This is a genomic window from Micromonospora sp. CPCC 205554 (assembly GCF_036902745.1).
Classification (GTDB): Bacteria; Actinomycetota; Actinomycetes; order Mycobacteriales; family Micromonosporaceae; genus Micromonospora; species Micromonospora tulbaghiae.
On record NZ_JBAKHP010000036.1, the window covers coordinates 36,828 to 54,575 of the forward strand.

The 17,748-nt window shown below is 74.7% G+C and carries 10 protein-coding genes, 1 tRNA gene and 3 pseudogenes; 4 read left to right on the forward strand and 10 right to left on the reverse strand.

Features of this window, described 5'->3' with window-relative positions; all coding sequences use genetic code 11:
- The 6 genes and pseudogenes from V6U82_RS28435 to V6U82_RS31645 form a co-directional block, all read right to left on the reverse strand.
- Complete coding sequence (locus V6U82_RS28435; RefSeq protein ID WP_442933477.1) at window positions 1-2,322, reverse strand: transglutaminaseTgpA domain-containing protein; 2,322 nt, start codon at window positions 2,320-2,322, stop codon at window positions 1-3.
- On the reverse strand, window positions 2,316-3,470 hold the full coding sequence (locus tag V6U82_RS28440) for a DUF58 domain-containing protein (RefSeq protein ID WP_334466577.1): 1,155 nt from the start codon (window positions 3,468-3,470) through the stop codon (window positions 2,316-2,318). Before V6U82_RS28440 ends, V6U82_RS28435 begins: the two co-directional genes overlap by 7 nt.
- A gap of 2 nt (window positions 3,471-3,472) precedes the next feature.
- Window positions 3,473-4,468: an AAA family ATPase gene (locus tag V6U82_RS28445; protein ID WP_128138459.1), complete on the reverse strand. Its 996-nt coding sequence runs from the start codon at window positions 4,466-4,468 to the stop codon at window positions 3,473-3,475.
- Window positions 4,469-4,489: 21 nt separating this feature from the next.
- Entirely contained in the window at window positions 4,490-7,054 is a 2,565-nt protein-coding gene (locus V6U82_RS28450; RefSeq protein WP_334466611.1) for a fibronectin type III domain-containing protein, read from the reverse strand.
- 199 nt (window positions 7,055-7,253) lie between these two features.
- Window positions 7,254-8,090 carry a hypothetical protein gene (locus tag V6U82_RS28455; protein ID WP_334466613.1) on the reverse strand — a complete coding sequence of 279 codons (837 nt, stop codon included), beginning with the start codon at window positions 8,088-8,090 and terminating at the stop codon, window positions 7,254-7,256.
- Between the two features lie 2,757 nt (window positions 8,091-10,847).
- Window positions 10,848-11,063, reverse strand: a pseudogene (locus V6U82_RS31645) (hypothetical protein); the annotation flags it as partial.
- Window positions 11,064-11,221: 158 nt separating this feature from the next.
- Here V6U82_RS31645 and V6U82_RS28465 point away from each other — a divergent pair.
- A tRNA-Leu gene (locus V6U82_RS28465) sits at window positions 11,222-11,308 on the forward strand.
- A 196-nt stretch (window positions 11,309-11,504) separates the two neighbouring features.
- Here the strand turns inward: V6U82_RS28465 and V6U82_RS28470 are convergent.
- Window positions 11,505-12,512: a Fic family protein gene (locus tag V6U82_RS28470; protein WP_334466580.1), complete on the reverse strand. Its 1,008-nt coding sequence runs from the start codon at window positions 12,510-12,512 to the stop codon at window positions 11,505-11,507.
- Here V6U82_RS28470 and V6U82_RS28475 point away from each other — a divergent pair.
- Window positions 12,453-12,677 (forward strand): annotated as a pseudogene (locus V6U82_RS28475) (hypothetical protein); the annotation flags it as partial. The gene V6U82_RS28470 and the pseudogene V6U82_RS28475 overlap by 60 nt on opposite strands.
- Before the next feature lie 743 nt (window positions 12,678-13,420).
- Here V6U82_RS28475 and V6U82_RS28480 read toward each other — a convergent pair.
- Window positions 13,421-14,215 (reverse strand): hypothetical protein, encoded by a 795-nt coding sequence (locus tag V6U82_RS28480; RefSeq protein ID WP_013476112.1) that lies wholly within the window; start codon window positions 14,213-14,215, stop codon window positions 13,421-13,423.
- A gap of 141 nt (window positions 14,216-14,356) precedes the next feature.
- On the opposite strand from V6U82_RS28480, the gene V6U82_RS28485 reads away from it, so the two are divergent.
- Together V6U82_RS28485 and V6U82_RS28490 are read left to right on the forward strand one after the other, a co-directional pair.
- Entirely contained in the window at window positions 14,357-15,628 is a 1,272-nt protein-coding gene (locus V6U82_RS28485; RefSeq protein WP_334466586.1) for a sensor histidine kinase, read from the forward strand.
- A 9-nt stretch (window positions 15,629-15,637) separates the two neighbouring features.
- Window positions 15,638-16,285, forward strand: a complete 648-nt coding sequence (locus V6U82_RS28490) for a response regulator (protein ID WP_030275359.1) — start codon at window positions 15,638-15,640, stop codon at window positions 16,283-16,285.
- A 155-nt stretch (window positions 16,286-16,440) separates the two neighbouring features.
- On the opposite strand, the pseudogene V6U82_RS28495 reads toward V6U82_RS28490, so the two are convergent.
- Both V6U82_RS28495 and V6U82_RS28500 read right to left on the reverse strand, forming a co-directional pair.
- Window positions 16,441-16,518: pseudogene (locus V6U82_RS28495) on the reverse strand (type B 50S ribosomal protein L31); the annotation flags it as partial.
- A 153-nt stretch (window positions 16,519-16,671) separates the two neighbouring features.
- On the reverse strand, window positions 16,672-17,667 hold the full coding sequence (locus V6U82_RS28500) for an alpha/beta hydrolase (protein ID WP_334466596.1): 996 nt from the start codon (window positions 17,665-17,667) through the stop codon (window positions 16,672-16,674).
- Between the last annotated feature and the right edge of the window lie 81 nt (window positions 17,668-17,748).

Consider the following 17,748-nt stretch of genomic DNA (forward strand, 5'->3'; position numbering starts at 1 on the left):
TCAGCGGCGCCAGCGCAGCGGCCCCGGGTGGACCGTCCACAACAACCGGCCCCACCGGGAGCGGGCCGAGCGCAGCGCGTCGCCGAAGCCCTGGCTCAGCCGCGCGGCCCGCTCCGCCTGTGCCGGCGTGACACTGCCCGGCGCGAATCCCGCCTGGTTGAGCAGAGCGGCCAGCTCGTCGACCGCCGCCTCGTCCGGGCCGCCGGCCGCACCCTCCCCGGCCCGCTCCGTGGGCCCGGCCGCGCCCTCCCCGGACCGCGCCGCGCGGGCCTCGGCGAGCGTGCGGCGGGCCCGCTCGGCCACCTCCGCCGCCGCCAGGTCCGGCCCGGCCGAGTGCCCGGCCAGCCGCAGCGCGTCGGTCAGCTCCCGCCACGCGCCCGCGACCCGCTCGCCCGGGTCGGCGGCGTCCAGACGGGAGCGGGTCAACCGGCGGCGCGCCGCGTACAGGGCCGCCAGCACGGCGCCGACCAGCAACGCCAGCCCGCCGACGCCGCCACCGACCAGCACCGGCGTCCCGAGCCCGCCCTCGGCCCGGCCTGGTGCGGGGGCGGCGGCCGGGGGAGTGGCGCTCGGCTCCTCGGTGGGCGCCGGCACCTCCGACGGCGGCGGATCCTCCGGCTGCGGCCGGAAGTCCTCCTCCACCGGGCGGGGCTCGGAGTCCGGACGTGGCATCGGGTCGAACGGCACCCAGCCGACACCGTCGAACAGCACCTCCGGCCAGGCGTACGCGTCGGCCGCCCGCACCGGACCGTCGCCCTTCGGCTCGAACCCGACCACCACCCGGGTCGGCAGGCCGGCGAGGCGGCCGAGCACCGCGAACGCGGCGGCGAACTGCTCCGAGGTGCCCCGCTGCCCACCGCCGTTGCGCGGTCCGAACAGGAAGAACGCCAGGTTCGGGTACGCGTGCCCGCTGGGCGCGTCGGCGGTCACCCGGTAGTGCTCGGCGAGGAACGTGGCGATCGCGTCGGCGCGCGCGTACGGGGCGCCGTTCGACTCGGCGAGCTGGGTGGCGAGCCTCCGCAACGGTTCCGGCGCGCCGTCGGCCACCCGCAGCACCCGGGCCACCTCGTCCCCGGCGGGCACGTTCGCCGTGGGCAGCAGGTTCGCGTCCGGGCGCTCCCGCACCGAGAACACCTCGTACCGCAGGCCCGGCGCGAGCCCCTCCGGGCGGATCAGCGTCCCGGTCGCCGGGTCGTACGCCACCCGCGCCCCGGTCACCTCACGCGGCGTGGGCATCGCCGGCAGCAGCCGCCCGGTCAGGTCGCCGACCGTGATCTCCTGGCGCACCTCGTCGGTGGGCGCGCCCGGGGCCGGCTCGGCGGCGGGCAGGATCCGCCCCGCGTTGCGGTACGTGGCGCCGACCCGCCAGGTCACCCCGTCGTAGTCGCTGAGCACCGCCAGCCGGATCCGCGGCGACCCGCCATCACCGGCGCCCGCGACGGTGCGTACGTCGAGCAGTCGCTGGTCCGGGTTCAGCGCCCACCCGGAGATCCGGATCAGCGGGTTCTCGTCCAGCGACTCCACCCGGGGCGGCTCGACGTAGCGGCGCGGGTCGACCGGGCGCTCGTCGACCTGGGCGGCCACCACCGGGGCGAGCAGCGCCGCCAGCGCCACCACCACCGCCAGCCCGGCCGCGCTCGCCGCCGCCAGCCGCAGCCGCACCGCCGCGCGTACCGCCGGGGTGAGACCGGCGACCGGATCGGGCGCCGGGCCGTCGCGGCGCCCGGGCGTCGCCAGGCCGGCCGCCGCGACGGCCGCGAACAGCACGGTCGGGCCGACCGCCGGATCCGCGTTCGGCCCCACCACGTAGAGCGCGCCCGCGTAGAGCAGCGCCGGCGGCAGGTAGCCCAGCAGCACCCGCCCGGCGCGCAGCGCCACCTCGGCGGCGGTCAGCCCGGCCAGCCACGCCGCGACCACCGGGACCAGCACCGTGTCCGGGGCCGGCTCGACCGGGATCATCGCGGTGAGCAGCCGGGGGATCGCGTTGCGGGCGGCGTCGGCGGCCACCTCGGCGAGCCCGCCGGGCATCGCCGCGTGCGCGGCGGCCAGCCGCAGCGACAGCAGCGTCCACCCGGCCAGCGCGGCCATCGACAGCGGCGCGACCAGCCAGGACGGCAGCCGCCGGGCGGCCACGCCGACCAGCACCGACCCGGCCGCCGCGCCGGCCATGAGCCGGGTCAGCAGCGGATCCGCGTACACCCGGCCCAGCACCACGCCGGAGAGCGCGACCAGCACGACCAGCGCGGCCGGGACGGGCGCGGCCCGCAGCAACCGGGCCACGCGCCCGTCCGCCGCCGCCTCGGTCCGCGGCGGCGTCACCACCGGCGGACCCCGTCCCACTCTGCGGCGAACGCCGCGCCGTCCGCCGCGTCCAGCACCGTGAGCCCCGCCGCGCCGGCCGGCGTCGGACCGTCCGCGCCGAACATCCCGACCACCACCGACGGGTACGCGCCGCGCAGCGCGCCGACGTGCCCCAGGTCGTCGCGGCCACCCGGCCCGGTCAGGAAGACGAGGGTGTCGCCGAGCCGGTCCCGGCGCAGCCTGCCCGTCGCGGCGGGCAGCACGCCCGGCCCGGCGTCCGTCAGCTCCACCGCGGCCAGCCGGTCCAGCGGCCCGGCCGCGCCCGCGGGCTCCACCTCGGCCGGTACGACGAGCAGCAGCTGCACCGGCAGGTCCTCCCGCACGGCGGCGGCCACCACCGATGCCGCCGCCTCGCACGCCGCCTCGAACGACTCCGCGACACCACCGGCCCGGTCCGGGTGCGCGGGCGCGCGGTTGTCCAGCACCACCACCAGGCGCGGCAGGCTGGTGTCCACGTTCTCCCGCACCATCAGCTCACCCACCCGGGCGCTGGTGCGCCAGTGCACGCGACGCAGCTCGTCGCCCACCACGTACTCCCGCAACGAGTCGAACGTGATCGACCCGTGCGGCACGCTGTCGGTGCGCCCGTCCAGGCTGCGCCCGGCGCCGGTGGGCACCGCGGAGAGCGGGTGGATACGCGGGTGCACCCACACCGGCACCGTGCCGCCGTAGCCGCGCGCCAGCGCCACCAGCCCCAGCGGATCCCGGCGCACCACCCGCAGCGGTCCCACCGGCACCACCCCACGCCGCTGCGTCGGCACCTCGTACCGCGCCACCGTGTCCCGTCCCGGGCGCAACCGCAGCAGCGGCACCGGCACCAGCGCGCCGGCGCAGCGGTCCTCGGCCACCAGGTTCGCCGCCCGCAGCCGGCCGGTGTTGCGCACCGTCAGCTCCATCGCCGCCGGCTCACCCCGGGCCACCCGGTCCGGGTCGGCCCGCCGCTCCACGCTCAGCCGGGGCCGCCAGGCCGCGTTCACCACGGCGTAGCCGACCGCCACGCCGGCCGCCGCGCCGAGCACTGTCAGCTCCGGGTACGCGTACCGGAACCCCGCGCCGAGCAGCACCAGGGCGGCGACGAGCAACCCGATACCACGGGCGGTGATCCCCACGCTCAGCCGTGCACCGCTGTGGCCTGGCCCGACGGCAGCGGCACCGGCACCGACGCGACCGCCTGGCGCAGCACCTCGGCGGGCGTCACACCCCGCACCTGCGCGTCGGGGGTGAGCAGCAGCCGGTGCGCGAACACCGGCTCGACGAGCGCCTTCAGGTCCTCCGGCATGATCCAGCCCCGGCCGTCGATCAGCGCGTACGCGCACGCCGCCCGGGTCAGCGCGATCACCCCGCGCGGGCTCACCCCGACCCGCACCTGCGGATGGGTACGCGTCGCCGCGGCGAGCCGCACCGCGTACGCGTAGAGCGGCTCGGCGATGTGCACCCGCCGGGCCATCTTCACCATCTCGCCCACGGTGGCGGTGTCGGTGACGGCCGTCAGCGAGTCGGGGGAGCGGACCGTGGCGCCGCGCAGCACCTCCACCTCGACCGCCTCGTCCGGGTAGCCGACCGACAGCTTCACCAGGAACCGGTCGAGCTGGGCCTCGGGCAACCGGTAGGTGCCGTCCATCTCCACCGGGTTCTGCGTGGCCACCACCAGGAACGGCTGCGGCACCGGGTGCCGTACGCCGTCCACGGTGACGGTCCGCTCCTCCATCACCTCCAGCAGCGCCGACTGCGTCTTCGGCGACGCCCGGTTGATCTCGTCGGCGATCACGATGTTGGCGAACACCGGCCCCGGGTGGAACTCGAAGCCCCGGTCGGCCTGGTTGAAGATGGTCACCCCGGACACGTCGGAGGGGAGCAGGTCCGGCGTGAACTGGATCCGCCGCCACTGCCCCTTCACGGTGGCCGCGACGGCCCGCGCCAGCGTGGTCTTGCCGACGCCCGGTACGTCCTCCAGCAGCACGTGCCCCTGCGCGAACAGCGCGGTGAGCGCGAGCCGCACCACCTGCGGCTTGCCCAGCACGACCGCGTTGACGTTGTCGGCCAGCCGGGCGGCCAGGGCGGCGAAGCCCTGCACCTCCGGCTGGCTCAGCGGTTCGTGCGTGTTCACGGATGCGCCTCTCGGGTGCGGTCAGCAGGCGGGCAGGACGTTGAGGTCGTCGCCGCCCTCCAGGTTGAGCCAGGCCCACGGGATGTACGTCTTGCCCTTGTACTCCACCTGGATCCACCAGGTGCTCTGCTTGTTGTTGTTGTAGATCCAGGCGTCCACGTCCTCGCCCTTGACCTTGCAGTACGTGCGCAGCCGCCGGCCGTCCGGCACCCAGCCGGCCTGACGGTCGTTGTCCTGCCGCGGGACCTCGAAGATCTCGTTGCCGTTGCGGCCCGGCACGTCCTTGTCGCAGTACGTCCGCTGGTCGCCGTCCGGCCCGTTCTTGCACGTGGCGATGCCGTACACCGGATCGGTGGTCTGCGCCCGGGACGCGGTGCCCCTACCGGCGGCGTTGGACGCGGTCAGCGTCACCGTGTACGCGGTGCCCGGCGTCAGCCCGGTCACCCGCAGGCTGGAACAACTGCCGCTCGCCGTCTTCCCGCCGGTCGCCGCCGTGCAGGTGGCCCGCCCGCCACCCGCGTCCACAGTGAACGTCACGGTCACCGACGTGGCGTCCGCCGACGAGCCGGTCACCGTGATCCGCGGCTCGGCCACCGTTCGCGCGGTGGTGCTCGCCTCCGGTCCCGGCCCGGCCTCGTTCACGGCCTTGACCTTCACCGTCACGTTCTGGCCGTTGCCCAGCCCGCCGACGGTGGCCTGCACGTCGGTCACCTCGACGGACTTCCCGGCGGCCTCCACGACGTACTTCGTCACCGGGCGGCCGTTGTCCACCGCCGGGGACCACTGCACCGCGATCGTGCCCGGCTTGTCGGCGACGGTGGACGCGCGCAGCTCGGTCGGCGCCTTCGGCGTGGTGAACGGCACCACCGTGTTGCTCACCGGCGACGCCTTCGACCCGGCGCCCTGGTCGCTCACCGCGGTCACCGTGAACGCGTACTGGGTGCCGTACTCCAGTTGCCCGGCCGGCACCACCAGCTCCGTCTTCGCCGACTCACCTGCCGGGGCGCTCGCACCGGCCGAGGTCGCCGTCACCGCGTACTTCGCGATCTTGTTGCCCTGACCGTCGGCCTCGGGCCAGCTCACCCGCACCGTGCCGTCCGGCCGCGCCTCGGCGGTCACCGACGCCGGCGGGTCCGGCACCTCGGCGGTCGGCACCACCGGGTTGCTGCGCCGCGCCGGCCCCTCACCCTTGGCGTTCACCGCGTGCACCGAGAACGTGTACGTCTCACCGTTGGTCAGACCGGTGATCTCCAGCGCGCGCTGGTTCGCGCCGACCTGGTGGGTCTGACCGGCGCCCTCCACCACGTACCGGGTGATCTCGGCGCCGTTGGACGCGGCGGCCTGCCAGCTCACCCGCGCCGACGCGTCACCGGCGGCGGCCGTGACCGACTTCGGCGCGCCCGGCTTGGACACCTTCGGCTTCTTCGGCGGGGGCGGCGGCGGAGCCACCGGCGGCGGGTCGCCGCCGAGCACGTCGTTCGCGTACTTGTCGACCTCACGCACCTGGTTGCGGTCGTCGACCACCTGCGCGGTGGACGAGTCCGGCGGGTTGATGAACAGATGGTTCTCGCGCACCTCCAGCTCGACCGGGCCGGGCCGGCCGGAGCCCTTGACGGTCTGCACGAGCTGCCCCTCGGTGTCGAAGGCGTACACCGTGCCGGTGTTCTCGTCGGCGCAGTAGAACCGGCCCGCCCACGCCACCGCCGGGCTCAGCCGGGCGCCCGTGCCGGGCACCGTGAACCGCTTCACCTCGCGGCTGTCCCGCACCACGTGCACCGACCGGTCACCGGGGACCGTGACCGGCACCTGCGGCCCGCTGGTCCGCGTCGGCAGGTTCCCCGGCGCGGTCATGCTCAGCTCCGCCCGCTGCGTCTGCCCGCCGACCACGGTCACCAGCGACGCCGAGGTGCGGTCCAGCACCGCGACACCCTCGTCCAGCGTGGATACCACCAGCTCGTGCGCCGGCTCGGCCACGTCGTACGTCCCGACCCGCTTCGGGCTGAGCCCGGCCGGCGGCGCGTCACCGGGCGTCTCCGGCAGCTCGGCGGCCGTGACCGCCGAGACGGTGCCCTCACTCGGCACCGCGATCCACAGCTTGCCGGCGCCGTCGAACGTGCCGCCGGTGATGCCCGGCGGGTAGCGGACCGGCTCGCCCACCGGCGTCAGCGCCCGCGGGTCGAGCTGCCGGACGATGCCCTGCACCGCGTCCACCACGAACGCCGCGTCCTCGTGCAGCGCCACACTCACCCCGAGGCCGGGCGCGGTCGGCGTGGTGGCGGTGATCTGCAACGTCGCCAGGTCCAGCGAGCTGACCCGGCCGGTGTTGAGGTCGCGCAGGATCAGCAGCCGGTCGGTCTGGGCGACCTGCATCTGGTGCCGCCGCCCACCCGGCACCTCCATCCGGGTGTCCACCCGGGCGGTGACGCCGTTGACCCGGGCCAGCTCGCTGCGGGTGGTGCTCCACAACCAGGAGGACGCGTCGAAGCTCGCCACCGCGTTGTCGGCCGCGCCCAGCCCGAGCACGGTCAAGCCCATCGCGGCCAGCAGCGCGGCCACCGTGCCGATGGTCACCAGCCCGCCGCGCATCCGCGACCGTGGACGGGCCGGCTCCGGCCCGGTGCCCGTGACGTCCTCGATGGTGGTCACTGCCGGCTGCCTCCCCGTGTCGGTGCGGGGAGCGTCGCCGAGCGCGGCCGACCCTCCCCAGAGCCGGGAGCCATCATAGGTGCCGTCGGGAGCCGGTGAAACCCGCACCGTCCCTCTGTGGACACCGAGCGTGTCGTCCTCAGTTCGGCGTGCCGCCGCCCTCCCGGTCCGTGCAGACCTGACCCGAGGTGGCGTACGAGTCGGTCGAGTAGACAGCCAGCACCGTGAAGCAGTAGTCCAGCTTCGCGCTCAGCCCGTTCACCGTGTAGCGGGTCTGCCCGGCGTCCACAGTCGCCATCACCCCGAGCTTCTGCCCGGCCCGGCCACCCGCCACCACGAACGGCACCCCGCCGTTGGTCGGATCGGTCCAGGTCACCGTCACGGTCGTGGTGTCGTCGCGCAGCTTCAGGTCACCCGGCGGCGGGCCCGCTACCTTCGGCGACGCGGAGCCGGACGCGGGCGCCGGAGCCGGCGGCGGCGCCGCCTCCCGGTTCAGCCACACCGCGCCGGCACCGACGACGGCCACCACGGCGAGCACCGCACCCCCGGCCACCAGGGCCAGCACCGTCCGGTTGCGGCCCGGGCGCTCCGGCTCCATCGGGTACGCGCCCTGCTGCTGCTCGACCGGCTGCTGGTGGAACATCGGCGGGGTCGCCGGCCAAGCGCTCTGCTCGGGTTGGGCCGGCGGCTCCGGTCGCGTGGACTCGGGGAAGTCCAGCAGATCCTCGTAGATCGTCATCGGCCGGTTCGGCTCCGGCGCGTCCGGCTCCGGCTCCGGTTCGCCTGGTCCGTCGGCCGATGCCGGCTCGTCCGTGTCCGGCTCAGGATCGGGGTCGGCGGGCCGGTCGACCGGCTGGGACGGGGCGGCGCTGCTCCACGGCGGCGCGACCATGCCCCAGGGCGGCACGGAGGAACCGCTGACCGGCGCGGCACTGACCGGCGCGGCGCTGACCGGTGCCGCGGGCGGTCCGCTCACGGGCGGCGGATAGGCGCCGGGGGGACCGCTCACCGGCGGGTATCCACCGGGCGGTCCGCTGACCGGCGGCGGGTAGCCGGATCCGGGCGTCCCGCTGACGGACGGCGGGTAGCCGGGTCCGGGGGTTCCGCTGACGGGCGGTGGGTAGCCGGGTCCGGGCGTTCCGCTGACGGGCGGTGGATGGCCCACGGCCGGTGCGGCGCTGACCGGTGCGGCGGGCGGTCCACTGACCGGCGGCGGGTAACCGCTCACCGGGATCCCGCTGACCGGGTAGCCTGCCGGGCCGCTGACCGGCTGCCCGGGAGGGCCGCTGACCGGGTGTGTGGGGGGCGCGCTGACCGGAGACGCCGAGGGCGTGCCGGTGGACGGCGCGCTGACGGGTGGTGCGCTTGTGGGTGCTGCATCTCCGGGCGCGGCGCTGGTGGGTGGCGCGCCGATGCGGGGTGCGGGGGGCAGCGGTGCTCCGCCTGCCGGAGGCGCACCGGCGCCGGACGCGTCGAGGGCGCCCGACGCGCCTGCCGAGGTAGCGGCCGGCGCCGGTGCGCTCGCGGCAGCGTCGCGTTCACTCGTACCCGAGCCCACCGGCGGCCCGCTGACCGGAGACGTGCTCATCGGCGGTGCGCCTGCTGCGGGGGTGATCATCCCGGGCGAGCCGGCCGGCGATGGGCTGACGGGTGGTGCGCTGACCGGGGGTTCGCCCGCGGAGCGGGCCGCTGCGGGCTTCGCCGAAGCGTCGCGAGCCGCCTGCGCGGCGTTGCGCTCCGCCTCCTCTTCCAGCAGCGGGCCGATCTGCTGCACCTGGATCGTCGGCTTGTCCCAGCCAGGTCCACCGGGGACGGGCGGCGTGGCGGTGATGCCGGGCCTGCTCGTTTCGGTATCGGCCGCCCGGTCCGCGCCGGGCTGCGGGACGGCGGGGGTGGCCTCAGCAGCCGGTGCCACCTGCTGGGCGGGCGCCGGTCCGGGCGGCACGGAGGCCGACGCCGGTGCGGGGGCAGCGGTCGGCGTCGATTCCGTCACCGGCCGGGACGCGGGCGCCGGGGACGTCATCGAGCCCGCGGTGGCGACCGGGTGCGGGACAGACGGGTTCGACGCAGGCGGGGCGACCGTGACGGCGGGCGGAGGTGGCAGGACACCGCTCGCCGGGCCCGGGGCCGGGGCCGGGAGGCGCGGTGCCGGCGGTAGGACGGCCGGAGGAGGCGGTGGTGGCAGGTCTCCCGCCGATGGCGCCCGCGACGCCGGCGAGGTGCCTCCGGTGGAGGGCGGCGCCGCTACGACCGGCGTTGCGGGCGGGGGCAGGATGACCGGCGGAGGCGGCAACGGGGATGTACCGGCGGTGCCGGGCATCGGTGGGGGCGGCAGCGGCGTACCCGCCGTGGCCGGCGTCTGCGAGGGCGGAAGCGGGGCGCCGACAGTGCCAGGCGTTTGCGGAGACCGGAGCGGCGTACCGGCGGTGTTCGGCACCGGCGGAGGCGGGACCGGAGGCGCGCCGGCCGCGCTCGGCGCCGGTGGTGGCGGGACCGGACCTGCGGGGGCGGACGGCGCTGAGACGGGCGCGACATGCGCTGCGGCGGTCGAGGACGCCGGGGCCGGCATCGGAGGCACCGTCGGCATCGCGGGTACCGGCGTCCCGGCCGTCGGTGCCGTCGTCGGCGTTACCGCCGGGGCTCCGGGTGCCGGCGCGGGCACGGACGTGCCGGAGGTCGACGGGGGTGGGGGCGCGGCAACCGGCGCGCGGGGCGGCACCGGCGTCACGCCGGGAGCGGCGGCCGGCCGGCCGTACGTTCCCGGCGGAAGCGGGGTAGCACCTTGGGCCGGCGGAACCGCGGTCATGCCCTGAGCCGGCGAGACCGGGGTGACACCGTGGGCCGGGGGCACCGGGCGGACACCGGGAATCCGCGGGGCGGCCCCGGCAGTCGGCGGCGTCGCTGGTGCGGTCGGTTCGACGGGAGCTACCGGGAACCGGGCGGTGGCCTCCTCCGCGATCGGCGCGAACCGGGTCGTCGCCTCCGCGGACGGTGGCGAGGGCGGCGCCCACGGACTCGCGGGCCCGGCGGCGGGAGGGTGGTACGGCGGGGCGGGCGCGACCGGAGGAACGGCCCGTGGGTTCGGCATCGGCTGAGGCGTCTGCCCGGCGTGGGGCGGCTGCGGAGCCGGACCCGGGCGGGCAGCCCACTGTGAACCGGGTACCGGCGGATTCGCGGCGGGCGTTCCCGGCGCGACGGGTCCAGGTGGCGCGGGCGGGCGCGGCGGTGTGATCGCCCGCAGCGACACGGTGGGCTCGGACACCCCGTGCCCGGGGTACCCGGAGGAGGCGGGACCGGGTTGACCGGGCCGGGCCGGGCCAGGGCTCCCGGGCGGTGCCGGGTCGGCATGTCCGGGCGGGGGCGGATCGGAGTGCCCGGGCCGGCCCGGACCCGGGTAGCCGGGCAGGGGCGGAGCGGGGTGCGTTCCGGCAGCGGCGGCGGAGCCGCCGGGGGAGGGGCCATAGCCCGCGGGAGCGGCGGCGGAGCCGCCGAGGTACTGGCGGGCTGCGCGTACCGCGGGGTGGTCGGGACCGAGCACAGCGGCCCCGGCGGTCGCGACGCGGCTGTAGTTGCGGCGGGCCTCGTGCCGGTTGCCCAGCTCCTCGGCCACCCCGGCGAGGTCGAAGCTGAGCGCGAGCATCAGCGGGTCGGCCTCACCGCGGCGGCGCTCGCCGGCCGCGTAGGCCTCTTCGAGTACGCGCCGGGCGGCGGCCGGGTCGTCGGCCTCGCGGTGCAGCCGGGCCAGCAGGTGGCCGGTGGCCAGGACGTCCTGGTGGTCCTCGCCGTACGCCGGGCGGGCCGCGATGATCGCGTCGGCGAGCAGGCGGCGGGCGCTTGTCAGGTCACCCGCGGCGCGCAGCGCGAGGGCCTGGTGTTGAGTGGCGATCAACGGGGAGGGGTGGGACACGTGAGCAATGCTGCCCGGAATCGCCTGTTGCGCGCTACCCACCCGATCTTTGTGGCCGTTGACCTGCGCAAACGTGCCGCGCTGGAGCTGATGTGCATGATCGTTCCGGGCCGTGTACAGTAATGCCCCGTGCGGCCCGCCAGGCCCGACCGATGCGCTGAGTAGCTCACATTGGTCGACCGGGTAGGCTCGCAGTGCAGGTCCGGGTGGCGGAATGGCAGACGCGCTAGCTTGAGGTGCTAGTGCCCGTATAGGGCGTGGGGGTTCAAGTCCCCCCTCGGACACCAAATTTCGTGGAAATCATGATAAATGGGACAGAATGGCTGTCCTATTTGGGCTTACTTAGAACCAAATGTTGTAAATCTTGGAAGCGGCTGCCTGGCTATGATTGGCCGCATCTCTCCAATTCGGTGGCAGGAAACGGCGTCTCTCCCGCGCGCTGACGTCACAGATTCACGGTGGTGAGCATGCCGGGTCTGCGCCTCAGCGTCGGTACGGGTCAATGATCTCCTTGGGGCGCAGCGCGGGGGCGGCGAGGTCGCGCAGCGTCGGCGAGGTGAGGTAAAACCTGCCTCGGGTCTCGCCGTGCTGCTCGAGCATGCCTGCCCGGACGAGGGCGCGAAGGTCACGGGTTGCTTGGTCATCGGTGAGGCCCTCATCGCGCTGATAGACAATGCGGCGCACTCGACCGCCGGTGGCGGCCAGGTAGAGGGCGCTGACCACCCGCTCGGGTAGCGCCGCGCGTCGGACCCAGGTGTCGAGCAGTTCCCAGAGCTGCGCGGCCTGATCGAGGCGTTGTCGGACCAGTTGGGCTTGTTGGTGGTGGGCGCTCAGGCAGAAGCGGATCCACCTGCTGGTGTCGTTGTCAGGCTGCCAGGTCGGACCGCCCGCCTCGCCGAGCGCGTCGTAGTAGGCATAGGTGTTCCGGCCGACGCCGAGCCACTCCTCAATGGAGGAGAACTCCGGGGCGAGGACACCGTCGCGGGCGAGTACGAGGGTGTGGAGAAAGCGCGCCATCCGTCCATTCCCGTCTCGCCAGGGATGGATCTTGACCAGGTTCAGGTGGGCCATGGAGGCCCGCACGAGCAGCGGGGTCTCCGGTTCGCCGTCGGCCAGCCAGTCGATCAGCTCGGAGATCAGCGACGGAACGTCGTCGGCGTCAGGCCCCGTGTAGACGCGTCGGCCGGTGTGCGCCTCGTCGATATGTATGTCACCCGGACGGTAGCGGCCCGGCCACTTGCCGAGCTCATGCCGGAGCATCATGAAGTGCAGTGCATTGAGCAGCATGTGCTGCCAGGTGAACTCGCGTGAGCGGGCGAGTTGCTGCACGTAGATCAGGGCGTCCCGGTAGCCGGTGATGACATCCCAGGTTTGCGGGTTCGTCTCCACCGGCTCGTCGCCGGCGACGGCCGCGGCGGCGTCGTCCAGGGACTGGCCGACCCCGTGAGCAGGGCCTACTACGACCGCAAACGCGCCGAAGGCAAACGCCACAACGCCGCCCTCATCTGCCTCGCCCGCCGTCGCTGCGACGTCCTATACGCCATGCTCCGCGACAAGATCCCCTACCAACCCCGCCCACGACGCCGATCGCCGCTTGACGAACCCATAGGGACACCCCCCGGGACTCGAGCCGACAGATCAAACTCAAGGCACTGAAGGCCGGCCGTAACGCGAGTCAGACCCGAGCACCGGGCAGCACCCGATCATCCTCACAGTCGAGTCGGCATGACACACGTTGGACAGGCGCGAGCGGGGAGCCGAGCAGGCAGAGCGGCCCACGGCCGCGGACGATCAGAAGACGACGAGCGTGGGCACGCCGTCGAGCCGGGTGAGGCCAACCGGCCCCGGCAGGCCGGCGCGACAACGGCGGGCCGTACCACGGGCGGTACCACCGGGCTGCCCGCGACCGGCCTGCTGCTGGTGGCGCCGGCGAACCCGTGGTGACCCCCGGCCGGACCTGCCCCGTCCGGCCGGGACGCGCCGGCCGTGCGGTGCGGTCACGACACCCAGACCGGTGGCGAACGCCGCCGGTTCGAGGGCAGCGCGTACCCGGAGCGCTCCAGTTCTCCTCGACTCCCCAGTCGGATAGGGTGCTCGTGCATCGATGATCGGGCTCACATCGGGGGGTTGTTGCCGTCTGGCGACGCCATCGTTCGCAGGCCAGAGCATGAGCACCGGCTCGACCAACCGCCCTCGCCCTCGCCCGGCCCGCAACGGTGCTGGCGCTCGTCGATCGCAGGGTGTCCCGGAAGGATGCCAGATGGGTACGGCGCGACCAGGGTACGCAGGTGGCCGTTCCGGGCCCCCGCAGCTGACGCCACCGACGGTTGCCCTTCACCGCCCCGGTTCGTCGTCGAAGCCCGTCGGACGGGAACGTGCCGGCCGCCGGAAGGGTCGTCCTATCGACGATGGACCGTGCTGACGGTGACCCGGTCGTCCGTAGCCTCGATGGTGCCGGTCCACTCACCGTCGTCCTTCTCGAACGTGATGATGGTGGTCCCGCCGGTCGTGCGGTCGCCCGTGACGTCGAAGAATCCCTGGGGCAGGGCGGTGCGGTAGAACGCGAGTACCCGCTGAGGGTCGGGCTCGACCAGGGTGAGCCGGGCGCCGGCGGCGGTGTCGGAGAGGTCGCGCACCTGGCTGCCCGGCGGGAACCGGAAGTTGAACGGCAGGTTCGTCACGCCCAGATCCCGGCCGGTCAGCGCCGGCTCCTCCGCCTGTGGCGGCGCGGTCGACTGCTCGGCCGGCCGGTTGCGGGCGAACGTGACTGTGGTGTCGCGCGAGGTGGCGATGACCTCGACGGTCCACCCGCGTCCGTCGAGGTGCAGAGTCTGACCGGTGTCGGTGCCCACCGGGTATCCGGCCGGCGGGCCCGCCTGGCGGTAGTGGGCGAGCACCTGCTCGGGCGGAGGAGCGGTGAGGATCACCGTGGCCGAGCCAGGGTCGCCGAACGCGGTGTCGACCTTGCTGCCGGCGGGGAACCCGAGCCCCGGTGCCACCCCGGCGACAGTCCGGCCGTCCACCTCGACCCGGTCGCCCTGGTCGCTGCCCGGCAGGCTCGCCGGGGCAGCCGTGCTCGTGGGGGTGGCGCTGTCCGGTCCGCTCACCGGCACGGCCGGGTTGCCGCAACCGGGCGCCGCGATCAGCAGCGCGATCCCGGCCAGCGCGGGTAGCTTCCGCTGGAGACATCTCATCTGCCTGTCCTTCCGGTCGTACCAGGATTCGGTGGAGCCGTCCCGATCATGCCTGGTGCGGTCGCACCCCCGCACGACGGACGAACTGCTGTCGGCAGTCCTGCCGACAGCGGTCCGGCCCGGTCCGGCATGCTGAGTGCCATGACTGCCACGGCCGCCGTCGCTCCGCCCGCTTCCCGCTCCGGTCCCGGCCCTTCCCCGGCGATTCCGCTGACCACCGGCCTGATCGGGCTGTTCGTCGTGGTGCGGATCTGCCAGGTCGCCGCCTGGCCGGTCGCGGTCCTCACCGGCGGCACGGCCGGACTGCGGTCGGTGCCGGCGGCGGTGACGGTGTACGCGGTCCAGACTCTCGCGGTGGTCGGCGTGCTGGTGTGCGTCCACGGACAGGGCGCGGTGGGCCGGGGGGTCGCCGGGCTGGACGCGACGGTGGCGCTGGTCGCCCTCGTGGCCGGCGGCCTGCTCACCCGGCCGGGCCACGGCACCGGGTTCAGCCATCCGGCCCTGCCGGCCGCGATCGGCGCGGGCCTGACCGTCGCGCTGGCACTGTCGCGTCGTCAGGCCCTCGCCTGGTACGCCGCGCTGGCGGTCGGCTACCTGCTCGGGGTGCACGCCACGGTCTCCCTGGGTCCGGCGGCGCTGTCCGGGGCGGCGGGGAACCTGCTGGCACTGGTGGGTGTGCCGGCGGCCGCCGGCCTGGTGGTGGGTGCCCTGCGGCAGGCCGCACTGCGCGCCGACCGGGCGACCGTACGGGCGGTGAAGGCGGAGGCGGCGTTGGCCGAGGCGGGGCAGCGGATCGCGGCGCACGCCGCCTACGCCTCGGAGGTGGCACAGCAGCACCGCATGTTGCACGACACCGTGCTGTCCACGCTGGACGCGGTCGCCCGTGGCGCGGTCGACACCGGTGATCCGGTGGTGCGGCGTCGACTCGCCGCTGACGCCGACCATCTGCGTGGCCTGATCGCGTCCGCCGGTTCCGCGGTCGGGATGCGGCTGGTCGGCGAGCTCACCACGGTCATCCGGGAGTTGGCGCCGACCGGCCTGCGGGTGCACCTGCGGGTCACCGACGTCCCGCCGGACGTGCCGCCGGCCGTGGTGCGAGCGCTCACCGGCGCGGTCCGGGAGGCGCTCAACAACGTGATCCGGCACAGCGGCACCTCGACCGCCTTGGTGACGGTGGCCGGCCCGGCGGCGGGGACGGACGACCCGGACCCGGCGAGGCTGCGGGTCACGGTGGCGGACCGCGGGCGCGGCTTCGACCCGGACCGGATCCGGCCAGGGCTAGGGTTGTCCCGGTCGGTGCGCGCGCGGATCGGTGAGGCCGGCGGCGAGGTGCTGGTGGACAGCGGAGCAGGTCAGGGCACCACCGTCGAGATGAGCTGGCCGCCCGGCGCGTGGACGTCGGCGGCTGGGTGAGAGGGCCGGATGATCACTGTCGCCGCGATCGACGACGACCGGATGCTGCTCGACGGGCTGCGTACCTGGCTGGCACCGGTCGAGGACGTCCGCCTGGTGCAGGTCGCCGCCACGGTCGACGGCTATCTCGACGGACTCGGCGGTGCGGACGCGCCCCGGGTGGTCCTGCTCGATCTCAACCTGCGCGACGGATCCGACCCGGCGGACAACGTGGCGCGTGTCCGGGCCGGCGGCGGGCGGGTGCTGGTCGTCTCGGCGGTCCCCGACGCCGACGGCGTGCTGGCCACGATCGGTGCCGGGGCGGCCGGCTACCTCACCAAGAGCCATCCCCTGGACGTGCTGGTGGAGGCGATCCGCGAGGTGGCGTCCGGCGGGTCGGCGATCAGTCCGGAACTCGCGTTCGTACTCAGCCGCGACGCCCGCGCCGACCGGCCGCGGCTGTCCCCGCAGGAGCGCGCGGTGCTCACCGCGTACGCCTCCGGGGCCACCCTGGCGGCCGCCGCGCGCCGCGCGGGCGTGGCCTACGGGACCGCGCGCGAGTATCTGGAACGGGTCAAACGCAAGTATGCCGAGGTGGGCCGCCCGACCCGGACGAAGTTGGAGTTGGCCGACCGGGTGCGCGAGGACCGGCTCGACCTGGGTGGTCCCGGCCGCTGAGCCCGCACCTGGGCAGTATCCAGCCGGCGTCGCGTCAGCCGCGACCACGTACCAGGGGCGGGGATACCTCTCCACGATCTCGACCAGCAACCTCGTCGTGGACGGACGGACGCCGCGCATCGCGTACCCGGCGCGCAGCAGCATGCGCGCCTCGGTCAGCGCGGCTCCCGGGGCTCGCGACGGGCGTACTTGGCGCGGAACTTCTCGACCCGGCCCGCCGTGTCGAGAAGGCGTGTTGAGCGGTCGGTAGCCTCGGCGCGGTGGCGGAGGATGACTTCATGATCGGGCTGAGCCCCCTTGGACGCGCGGCGTGCGGTCCGCCGACCGGGCGTGGCAGGCCGTCGCCGGATTGGTGGCGGCCTGCCACGCGCCGCAGGTCCGGTGGGTCAGCCGGCGCGGCGCAGCCGGCCGAGCATGCCGGCGAGGTCCTGGACGAACAGTTCGTGGCGGAAGTAGTGCCCGCCTGGCACCTCGCGCCACTCGTGCGGGATGCCAGCCCGGCTGAGCGCTCCCCGGAACTCGCGCTGGCCCGCCAGTACCTGGCCCTCGTTGACCGAGTCGAACCAGTTGACCGGGTCGGGTGACGTGCCGGCGGCCAGGAAGATCCGCTTGTTGCGGTAGCTCTCGATGCGCTCCATCGGGTTGTCCGCGCTGACCCGTGCCTCGTCCCACAGGGGCGCGCCGTAGACGGTGCCGCCGCCGAGGTCGAGCGCGGCCGAGGTGATGTTCGCCCAGTGGACGACCAGGCCGAAGTCGCGGCGCAGGCTGGCTGGCCCGGAGTGGGAGCTGACCGAGCAGAAGTGGCCGTAGTACTTCGCCGTGTACTTGAGGGCCCCGAAGCCGCCCATCGAGAAGCCGGCCACGGCGCGGCCGTTGTACTCGGGGAATGTGCGGAAGTTGGCCTCGATCCAGGGGAGCAACTGGGCGATGTGGAACGTCTCCCAGTTGCGCGGCCCGGTGTTGCTGGTGACCGGGTTGCTGTACCAGCCGGTGGAGGCGTCCGGCATGACGACGATGATCTCGCGGCCCGCGGTGAGGTTGATGATGTTGTCCTGGAGGTGGAACGTGCGGAAGTCCGCGTTGCCGCCGTGGAGCAGGTACAACACCGGGTAACGCTTGCGGCTGGTGTGGTAGCCGTCGGGCAGCAGCACGTTCACCGCCGGATCCCACTCGATCGCGTCGGTGGCGAAACGGTAGTACTGCAACCGGCCGCCGTTCTCGTTGCGGTCGACGATGCGCAGGCCGTACCCGTTGACGGCGGCAGCGGCCGCGGACGGCGCGGTGAAGGCACCGGCGAGGGCGCCGGTCGCCGCGACCGCGGCGGCGCCGGTGAGCAGCCGCCGGCGGCTCACCGTGGGGGAGACGTTCCGGTCGTGCGACATGGGGGTTCCTCCTGGGGGTCAGAGTGTGGTTTCGCTGGTGAGGCCGAAGTAGTCGTGCCATTTGGTGCTGGGGGCGAAGGT